Origin of the sequence: Arthrobacter sp. HMWF013 (assembly GCF_003061105.1) — a bacterium.
Lineage (GTDB): Bacteria > Actinomycetota > Actinomycetes > Actinomycetales > Micrococcaceae > Arthrobacter.
On the sequence record NZ_QAIQ01000384.1, the window covers coordinates 1 to 8,348 of the forward strand.

At 64.9% G+C, this 8,348-nt stretch carries 11 protein-coding genes; 8 read left to right on the plus strand and 3 right to left on the minus strand.

Annotated features, from left to right (window positions below):
- The coding region (locus tag DBR22_RS14240; RefSeq protein WP_181365189.1) for an HAD family hydrolase at window positions 1-301 on the plus strand (301 nt) is incomplete at its 5' end.
- 92 nt (window positions 302-393) lie between these two features.
- On the opposite strand, the gene DBR22_RS14245 is transcribed toward DBR22_RS14240, so the two are convergent.
- On the minus strand, window positions 394-1,146 hold the full coding sequence (locus DBR22_RS14245) for an SDR family oxidoreductase (RefSeq protein ID WP_108599557.1): 753 nt from the start codon (window positions 1,144-1,146) through the stop codon (window positions 394-396).
- Window positions 1,147-1,348: 202 nt separating this feature from the next.
- On the opposite strand from DBR22_RS14245, the gene DBR22_RS14250 reads away from it, so the two are divergent.
- Window positions 1,349-1,726: a DUF5655 domain-containing protein gene (locus DBR22_RS14250; protein ID WP_181365190.1), complete on the plus strand. Its 378-nt coding sequence runs from the start codon at window positions 1,349-1,351 to the stop codon at window positions 1,724-1,726.
- A gap of 10 nt (window positions 1,727-1,736) precedes the next feature.
- On the opposite strand, the gene fabG is transcribed toward DBR22_RS14250, so the two are convergent.
- Complete coding sequence (gene fabG / locus DBR22_RS14255; protein WP_108599558.1) at window positions 1,737-2,462, minus strand: 3-oxoacyl-ACP reductase FabG; 726 nt, start codon at window positions 2,460-2,462, stop codon at window positions 1,737-1,739.
- A gap of 143 nt (window positions 2,463-2,605) precedes the next feature.
- Between fabG and DBR22_RS14260 the strand changes: the two genes are divergently transcribed.
- From DBR22_RS14260 to DBR22_RS14270, 3 genes are read left to right on the plus strand one after another with little or no spacing between them, the layout of a single operon-like run.
- Window positions 2,606-3,046, plus strand: coding sequence for a DUF3099 domain-containing protein (locus DBR22_RS14260; RefSeq protein ID WP_181365191.1), 441 nt, complete (start codon window positions 2,606-2,608; stop codon window positions 3,044-3,046).
- Window positions 3,043-3,318, plus strand: a complete 276-nt coding sequence (locus DBR22_RS14265) for a hypothetical protein (protein WP_108599560.1) — start codon at window positions 3,043-3,045, stop codon at window positions 3,316-3,318. Before DBR22_RS14260 ends, DBR22_RS14265 begins: the two co-directional genes overlap by 4 nt.
- Window positions 3,319-4,203, plus strand: a complete 885-nt coding sequence (locus DBR22_RS14270) for an SURF1 family cytochrome oxidase biogenesis protein (protein WP_108599561.1) — start codon at window positions 3,319-3,321, stop codon at window positions 4,201-4,203.
- 504 nt (window positions 4,204-4,707) lie between these two features.
- Here the strand turns inward: DBR22_RS14270 and DBR22_RS14275 are convergent.
- The gene (locus DBR22_RS14275) at window positions 4,708-6,306 is read right to left on the minus strand and encodes an ABC-F family ATP-binding cassette domain-containing protein (RefSeq protein ID WP_108599562.1); all 1,599 of its coding nucleotides are present in this window, start codon (window positions 6,304-6,306) and stop codon (window positions 4,708-4,710) included.
- Window positions 6,307-6,567: 261 nt separating this feature from the next.
- Between DBR22_RS14275 and DBR22_RS14280 the strand changes: the two genes are divergently transcribed.
- The 3 genes from DBR22_RS14280 to DBR22_RS14290 all read left to right on the plus strand — a co-directional run.
- Window positions 6,568-7,197: a biotin transporter BioY gene (locus DBR22_RS14280; protein WP_108599563.1), complete on the plus strand. Its 630-nt coding sequence runs from the start codon at window positions 6,568-6,570 to the stop codon at window positions 7,195-7,197.
- A 6-nt stretch (window positions 7,198-7,203) separates the two neighbouring features.
- Complete coding sequence (locus tag DBR22_RS14285) at window positions 7,204-7,920, plus strand: energy-coupling factor ABC transporter ATP-binding protein (protein ID WP_108599564.1); 717 nt, start codon at window positions 7,204-7,206, stop codon at window positions 7,918-7,920.
- Window positions 7,917-8,348: energy-coupling factor transporter transmembrane component T family protein (locus DBR22_RS14290; protein ID WP_108599565.1), on the plus strand; the 432-nt coding region annotated here is incomplete at its 3' end. The genes DBR22_RS14285 and DBR22_RS14290, both read left to right, overlap by 4 nt.

Sequence of the window (8,348 nt, forward strand, 5' to 3'; positions counted from 1 at the left end):
GGGCCTGGATTACTGGATTGCCAACGACCTGGAGATCGTGGACGGCGCCCTCACCGGCAAAGTGCTCGGCGACGTCATTGACCGTGCCGCCAAGGAAAAGTACCTCCGCGAGTGGGCCGCGGCCGAAGGAATCCCGATGGAACACACCATTGCCGTGGGCGACGGCGCCAACGATCTGGACATGCTCAGCGCTGCCGGGATCGGGGTGGCGTTCAACGCAAAGCCCGCGGTCCGGGCGGTCGCGGACTCGGCCATCAACATGCCCTACCTTGATGCAGTGCGGCACATCGCGGGCGTCTGAATCCACTCGCCGCGCGGGTGGGCCGCGTTAACGCAGGGAAGGCACTCCACGGTGATGTTCACCGTGGAGTGCCTTCCCCGTTGACGGAAGAGTTACTGGGCGCTCTTGCCGAAGTAGTCCGAGCCGCCGGCATACTCGGTGTGGCCTGACTTGACGTCGGCGGTGGCCATACCGGCCACTACCTCAGCGAACTCCTCCACGGAGTAGAGCTTGCCCGCCTCGGCGCGGCGGGCCTCGATGGCGCCCGGGTTTGACCGGTCCAGCAGCGTTGCCGTTACGGTTCCTTCGATCATGTCGCCGGACACAACCACCAGGGAGATGCCCTTTTCGGCGAGGTTCGGCAGGAGCTCACGCAGGGCGTCCTCGCCGGCGCGCTTGCTGCGGGCAACCGGCTCGTACTCGGGCATGGTGGGCACGGAGTTGATGAAGTGAGCCTGGTGGCTGGTCACGAAGACCACGCGGGAGCCCTCCTTCATCAGCGGCACTGCTGCGTTGAGCATGTTGACCTGCGCGTCACGGTTCAGCTTGAGCGCGTAATCGTCCGCCATGCCTGATTCCATGCCGCCGGAGGCATTGAGGACCAGGACGTCCAGCGAACCGAAGTTCTCCATGGCGGCGCTGGCCAGGGCCTGGACGCCTTCCTGGGTGGTGAGGTCTGCACCGACAGCGACGGCACGGCCGCCCGCGGCTTCGATTCCTGCCACGACTTTGTTGGCGCGCGGCGCCTTCTGGCGGTAGTTAACCACGACGGCGGCACCCTCGGCTGCGAGGTTCTTGGCCACTTCTGCGCCGATTCCCCGTGAGGATCCGGTGACGATGGCGGTCTTGTTATCCAGCAGTCCCATGTGTACTCCTTTTGTTCGAAACGTCTAAAAGCCTCTAGGTCTGCAGTCCATCATGCCAGCGCTGTACGCGAATTTGCTTGTGTGACCCCCACAAAGAAGCCCGGCCCGGCTAGTGTCCTGTCCGATTCCGGGTATCCGGTAGACGCCCCGCGGCGTAGGCTCGCCCCATGACGAGCCGCCGAAAACCGGCAAGGCCCGGGCCATGACGGGCAGCGCCGGAAACCCGTCCACCCCGGAAGAGCTGTTCAGCAATTCGCCCGAGGGACTTCAGCTCTGCCAGGTTGTCCGGAGCGCCATTCTCAGTGCCGGCCCGGCGGTGGAACGCACCACCACCAGCCAGGTGGCTTTCCGGAACAGGCGCGGCTTCGCCTACATCTGGAATCCCCGCCAGCACCTGAAAACCGAGGTGCCGGCTGTCCTCTCCATTGCGCTGCCACGGCGGATCCAGTCCGCCCGGTTCAAGGAAGTGGTGCATCCGTCCCGCGGCGTGTGGATGCACCACCTGGAACTTGCCACCGCCGACGACGTCGATGCCGAGGTCATTGAGTGGCTCCGGGAGGCGTTCGAAGCCGCTTCCTGAGGAAGGTCCGTCAGTGACCCATGCCCAGGCCGCCGTCCACCGGGATGATGGCGCCGGAGATGTAGCCTGCCTCGTCGCTGGCGATCCAGCGGACCACGTTCGCTACTTCCGAAGCCTCGGCGAACCGGTTGGCCGGAATGCTGGCCAGGTAGTCCTTCTGTGTGGCCTCGGGAAGTTCGGCCGTCATGTCAGTGTTGATGAAGCCGGGAGCCACCACGTTGGCGGTGATGCCGCGCGATCCGAGTTCCCGGGTCAGTGACCGTGCGATGCCCACCAGGCCGGCCTTGGATGCGGAGTAGTTGATCTGGCCGGGTGCGCCGTACTGTCCGGAGACGGACGAAATCAGCACCACACGGCCCTTCCGCATCTTGATCATGCCCTTGGAAGCGCGCTTGATGACCCGGAATGCACCTGTGAGGTTGGTGTCGATGACGGAGGTGAAATCTTCTTCGCGCATGCGCAGCAGGAGCATGTCCTTGGTGATACCCGCGTTGGCCACCAGGACCTCCACCGGCCCGTGGGCAGCCTCCACCTCGGTGAATGCCGCATCCACCGAGGCTTCGTCGGTGACATCGGCTTTGACGCCGAGGATTCCGGCAGGCAACCGGGATTCACTGCGGTAGGTCACGGCAACCTTGTCGCCGTTGGCCAGGAAGGCCTCGGCGATGGCCAGCCCGATGCCCCGGTTCCCTCCGGTGATCAGGACGCTGCGGGGGGTCTGGGCTGCTTCAGGCATAAGGGGCTCCGTGATTCTGCGGCAGGTGGCACCGCGATGGAAAACGCAAGGGATTTTTACTGCCTCCGATCTTAGCCTCCGTTTGGGCGGGCCCGCCGATGGTGAGAGAATTGAGGCAAGCCTTGGAGCGTGATCAGACAGCCGTGACCCTTGAAAACCATGCGGGACATTCCGTGCCCGGAGATCCTGAACGGTTCTCCGGCGATTCCGGGGTGCACAGCATCACGGACGCATCCGCAGCCCACTCGGAGGACATGCGCCACCGGATGATGCAGTACTCCCTGGCGATGGGCATCCGCATGGTCTGCCTCATCCTGATCTTTGTGGTGGACGGCTGGTTCAAGCTCCTCATGGTGGCCGGCGCAGTTTTCCTCCCTTGGGTCGCCGTGGTTCTTGCCAACGGGAACGATAAAGCAGAGGGCCACAGCGATTCACTCCTGGACTCCGCCCCGCTCGCGGAACTGGAAAGCACACCCGAGCCTCCTGCCCAGGAGAGCACCGCCTCCACGGTGCTTCAGGGCGAACTGATAGTTGATGATGACGACGACGAACCCACATACGGACAGGAACGGCGCGCTTCATGAACATCTTCGATCTGGCCGGCGGAACAGACAGTGCCGCGCCGGCCATGGGTGGCACCTGCTCCCGGAAGGCCTGCCGCTCGGATGCGTCCTGGCAGTTGCTGTGGAACAATCCCAAGATCCACACTCCCGAGCGCCGTAAGATCTGGCTTGCCTGTGACGACCACCGTGATTGGCTGGAGGACTACCTCCAGACCCGCGGCCTGTGGAAGGACACTGTGGCTATGGACCGGGGCCAGGAAGCCGGCCGGATCAACAGCGGGCAGGACAGCTGAATGTACCGTTTCCTGTTTTCCAGCAAATGGCTCGCCTACCTGCTGCTGGCCGCCATTTTCGCCGCCGCCTGCGTCTTCCTCGGGCGTTGGCAAATGGACCGCCGCGCCGAGACCCTCGCAGAAATCAACCGGGTGGTCACCAACTACTCTGCTGCCCCGGTCCCCTTCGAGCAGGTCCGGGATGAGTTCTCCGAACTGGACCCAGCCAAGGAATGGACGCAGGTTGAACTCCGGGGAAGCTACGACGTCGCCGGTCAACGGATCGTCCGCAACCGTCCCTTGAACGGGCAGCCCGGCTACGAAGTGGTTGTCCCATTCACACTTGAGACCGGCGAGACCGTCGTGGTTGACCGGGGCTGGCTCCCCATCGGCAACAAAAACCCAGGCAGCCCGGACTCAATTCCGGCGCCCCCTGCCGGCACCGTAACCGCCGTCGTCCGGCTCAAGCACGGTGAGCCCCAATTGGACCGGGGCGCCCCCGCGGGCCAGCTCGCGTCCATCGACCTGCCCACCTACGCGGCCGGACTGGGCTATCCCGTCCTCACCGGTGCCTACGGGCAGCTCGCTTCCGAGTCGCCGGCCGCAGCCCAGATGCCGTTCCCGTTCCCGAAGCCGGCCACCGAAGAAGGGACGCACCTGTCCTACTCGCTGCAGTGGTTTGCGTTCGGCGTACTGATGTTCGTCGGTTTCGGCTACGCCGCACGGCAGCAGGCGCGGAACGCTGCGATCGACGCCGAAGATGAAGAAGGGGACGAGGTCAGTTCCGGCAGCGCCGTTCACTCTGCGGCCGCGGCGGCCCGCCGTCGTCCGCCGGTTGCCCGCAAGCGGAAACACGCCACAGCCGAAGAAGAGGAAGACGCCCTCCTCGACGCCCAAGGGTACTGAGGGTCCGTTCTGTCAGTTTCGCCTTACGGCGGTTGCCGTCGGTTGCGTTCGCTGCGCAACGCGCGTGATTTCCCGCGTGCTCGCTCGTTCTCCCCACCGTCTCCCTAGCCTCGCAAGCTCGGCCAGGGAACCCTGACGGCGTGGCCCCTCGCTTAGACGCACGCTACATAAATCACCCACGCTGCTCCGCTTGTGCCCAGGGCGCCAGTAATGTGCAAGTAGCAGTTCCCCCCATTTGCGGTTGGATGCCGAGTAGCTAGGACCGTGGGCTACCCCAGCTATTGCGTCTCAGTCAGGGACAAGTCTCAGCACCACCCGTCAGTCCATCTGACGATCACAAGTGGGCAGGAACCAAACGTTTCCCAACAACTGAACCGGTCGGTGACGAACGCACAAGCGCCAGCGACCGGGTGATTTGTGTAGGTTGCGTCAGAGGCGACGAACGAGCCAGCAAGCGGCAAATTGCGCGGTCGCTGGTGCGAACCTAACCACCGCGCTTCGAGGCTAAGCCAGGGTGATCAGGTCCAGGTAGTCTTCGTTCCACAGGTCCTCGACACCGTCCGGCAGCAGGACAACGCGCTCAGGGTTCAGGGCTTCGACGGCCCCTTCGTCGTGGCTGACCAGGACGACGGCGCCGGAGTAGTTCCTGAGCGCGCCGAGGATTTCGGCGCGGCTGGCCGGGTCCAGGTTGTTGGTGGGCTCATCGAGGAGGAGCACGTTAGCGCTGGAGGCCACGATGGTGGCCAGGGCCAGGCGGGTCTTCTCGCCGCCGGAGAGTACGCCGGCGGGCTTGTCGACGTCGTCACCGGAGAACAGGAAAGAACCGAGAATGCCGCGGACTTCGGAATCCTGCATGTCCGGAGCGGAGGAGCGCATGTTTTCGAGGACAGTGCGGTCCACGTCGAGGGTGTCGTGCTCCTGGGCGTAGTAGCCGACCTTGAGGCCGTGGCCGGCAATAACGTCACCGGTGTCCGGCTTGTCCACTCCGGCAAGCATCCGCAGGAGGGTGGTTTTGCCGGCGCCGTTGAGGCCAAGGATGACCACCTTGGAGCCGCGGTCGATGGCGAGATCGACGTCCGTGAAGATCTCCAGCGAGCCGTACGACTTGCTGAGGCCCTCGGCGGTGAGCGGGGTCTTGCCGCAGGGCGACGGGTCCGGGAACCGGAGGGCTGCCACGCGGTCGTTCTCGCGGACGGCTTCGAGGCCGCTGAGCAGGCGCTCGGCACGCTTGGCCATGTTCTGCGCGGCGACGGCCTTGGTGGCCTTGGCGCGCATCTTGTTGGCCTGGTCAAACAGGACCTGGGCCTTCTTCTCGGCGTTGGCACGTTCACGCTTGCGGGCGCGTTCGTCGGTTTCGCGCTGGAGAAGGTAGCGCTTCCAGTCCATGTTGTAGAAGTCGATCTGGGCGCGGTTGGCGTCCAACAGGAAGACCTTGTTGACGGTGGCTTCGAGGAGCTCGGTATCGTGGCTGATCACAATCAGCCCGCCCTGGTGGTTCTTGAGGAAGTCCCGAAGCCAGGCGATCGAGTCGGCATCAAGGTGGTTGGTGGGCTCATCGAGCAGCATGGTCTCGGCGTCCGAGTAAAGGATCCGGGCCAGCTCAACACGGCGGCGCTGGCCACCGGAGAGGGTCTTGAGCGGCTGGTTCAGGATGCGGTCCGGCAGCGCAAGGTTGGAGCAGATCGCGGCTGCTTCGGCTTCGGCTGCGTAGCCGCCGGCAGCCAGGAATTCGGATTCCAGGCGGTCGTAACGGTTCATCGCCTTGCGCTGGACATCTGCGTCCTCGCTGGCCATCTCATCGTGGGCCAGCCGGAGCTTTCCGACGGCGATGTCGAGGCCACGGGCGGCCAGGATGCGGTCACGGGCCAGCTGCTCCATGTCCGGGGTGCGCGGATCCTGGGGAAGGTATCCGATCTCACCCGTGCGCGTCACTTTTCCGGCGGCCGGCAGGCCTTCGCCGGCGAGAACCCGTGTCAGGGTGGTCTTGCCTGCACCGTTGCGGCCCACAAGCCCGATCTTGTCTCCCTTGTCGATGCGGAAACTCACCTGGTCCATAAGGAGCCGGGCACCGGCGCGCAGTTCAAGATCCTGGACAGTAATCACAGCAGGTATGGCCTTTCACAACAGGGAACGCCACAGCTCAACAGATGTCCTCTGGAAGAAGCGGGCAGATTGGCCGGACAGAGCGGCCTCATCCAGTCTACCGGCCCTATCCCCGCCCAATAACCGCAGCAGTCCTTTGTATCGGGCAATCAATGCCTGGCCGCCCGTTTAGTAGACCCTCTACAAAATGGGTCCCGACGGGGGCCGGTAACGTCAGGATCACCCCATGCTTCGTTTGTTCATCCACGACAGGACCACCCCATGAGCCAGACTGACACCGCCGTCAACAGCACCACCTCCCGTGAACGTTCCCGCTGGAACGCGACCGACCTCGGCCTGATCGCCGTGTTCGCCGCCCTGGTTGCGGGCTCCGCGCTGGTCCCTGGCATTGCGGCCAACGTGTTCGGCATACCCATTACTTTCCAGACCCTCGCCGTGATGCTCACCGGCCTGATGCTGGGTCCGGCCCGGGGTTTCGCCGCCGTCGGCCTGTACACACTGCTGGGGCTTGCCGGCCTGCCCATCTTCAGCCAGGGGCGCAGCGGCCTGGGCATCCTGGCCGGCCCGTCGGCCGGTTACATCATCGCTTTCCCGATCGCCGCCGCAGTGGTCGGCTGGCTCGCCGTCGTTGTCATCCGGCGCACCACACGGGCCCGCGCCCTGTGGTTCTTCGCCGCTGCCATGGTGACCAGCATCGTGGTGGTGCACACCCTCGGTGTCATCGGGATTGCCGTCAACACCAAGTCAGAGCTCGCCCAGGCGTTCCTGGCGGACCTCGTCTTCTACCCCGGCGACGTGATCAAGAACATCCTCGCCGCTGTGATCGCCGTTGCACTTCACCGGGCATTTCCGGATGTTCTGGTACGCCGGGCGAAGCGGATCAAGCGCTAAGCAGCCATGGCGACCATCTCCTTCAGGGGCACGTCGGTGGCCGTCGTCGTCGACAGCCACCCCGAACCAAAGACCCTGCTCCAGGACGTCAGCCTTGAGCTGACCGAGCAGCGAATCGGCGTGATCGGCGCGAACGGCTCCGGCAAGTCCACCCTGCTGCGGATGATCAACGGCCTGGTCCAGCCCACGTCCGGCACGGTGCTGGTGGACGGCGCCGATACTGTCGGCGCCGTCCGGGCGGTGCGCCGCCAGGTGGGCTTCGTCTTCACCGATCCCCTTTCGCAGCTCGTGATGCCGACAGGCCGCGAGGACGTTGAACTGTCGCTCCGGCGCACCGTCCGCAACGGCCAGGAACGCCGTCGGCTTGCCGAGGCTTCACTGGACCGGTTCGGGCTGCTCCCCCTCGCAGACCAGAGCATCTACGAACTTTCCGGCGGGGAGCGCCAGCTGATGGCCCTCGCTGCCGTCCTCGCGGTGAATCCGTCCGTGCTGGTCCTGGACGAACCGTCGACCCTCCTGGATCTGCGCAACCGGGAGCTCCTGCGCCGCACCCTTTCGGGACTGGACCAGCAGGTCATCATGTCCACCCATGACCTGGATCTGGCGTTGGACATGGACCGCGTGCTGGTCATTGAGGCGGGCAGGGTGATGTTCGACGGCGGCCCGGCAGCAGCCGTCGACGCCTACCGGGCAGTGGCCACCCAAGGACTGGCGACGCCGTGAGGGGACACGGTTTCCTGCTGGCCAACTATGTACCGGGAAATTCGGTCATCCACCGGACGCCCCTTGGCCTGAAGTTCCTGCTGGTGGTGGGATGCGGCCTGGCATCGTTCCTGGTTGTCGACTGGCTGGCATCGGCGGCGGTCCTGGCGGCCATGTGCGGACTCTACCTGCTCACGGGTGCCGGTCCGCGCAGGCTTTTCGGGGCCATCCGGCCGCTGCTGTATGTCCTGCCGGTCATCGGCCTGTTCCAGTGGTGGCAGCTCGGCGGTCCCACGGCGGCCCGGATCGTCCTGAACATCCTCGTCTGCATTGTTGCGGCGTCCCTGATGACCGAGACCAACCCCATGCAGCGGCTGCTGGATGGTGTGGTGTCACTGGCCAGGCCGTTCCGCCGCTTCGGCGCCGACCCGGAGCGTTTCGCACTGACC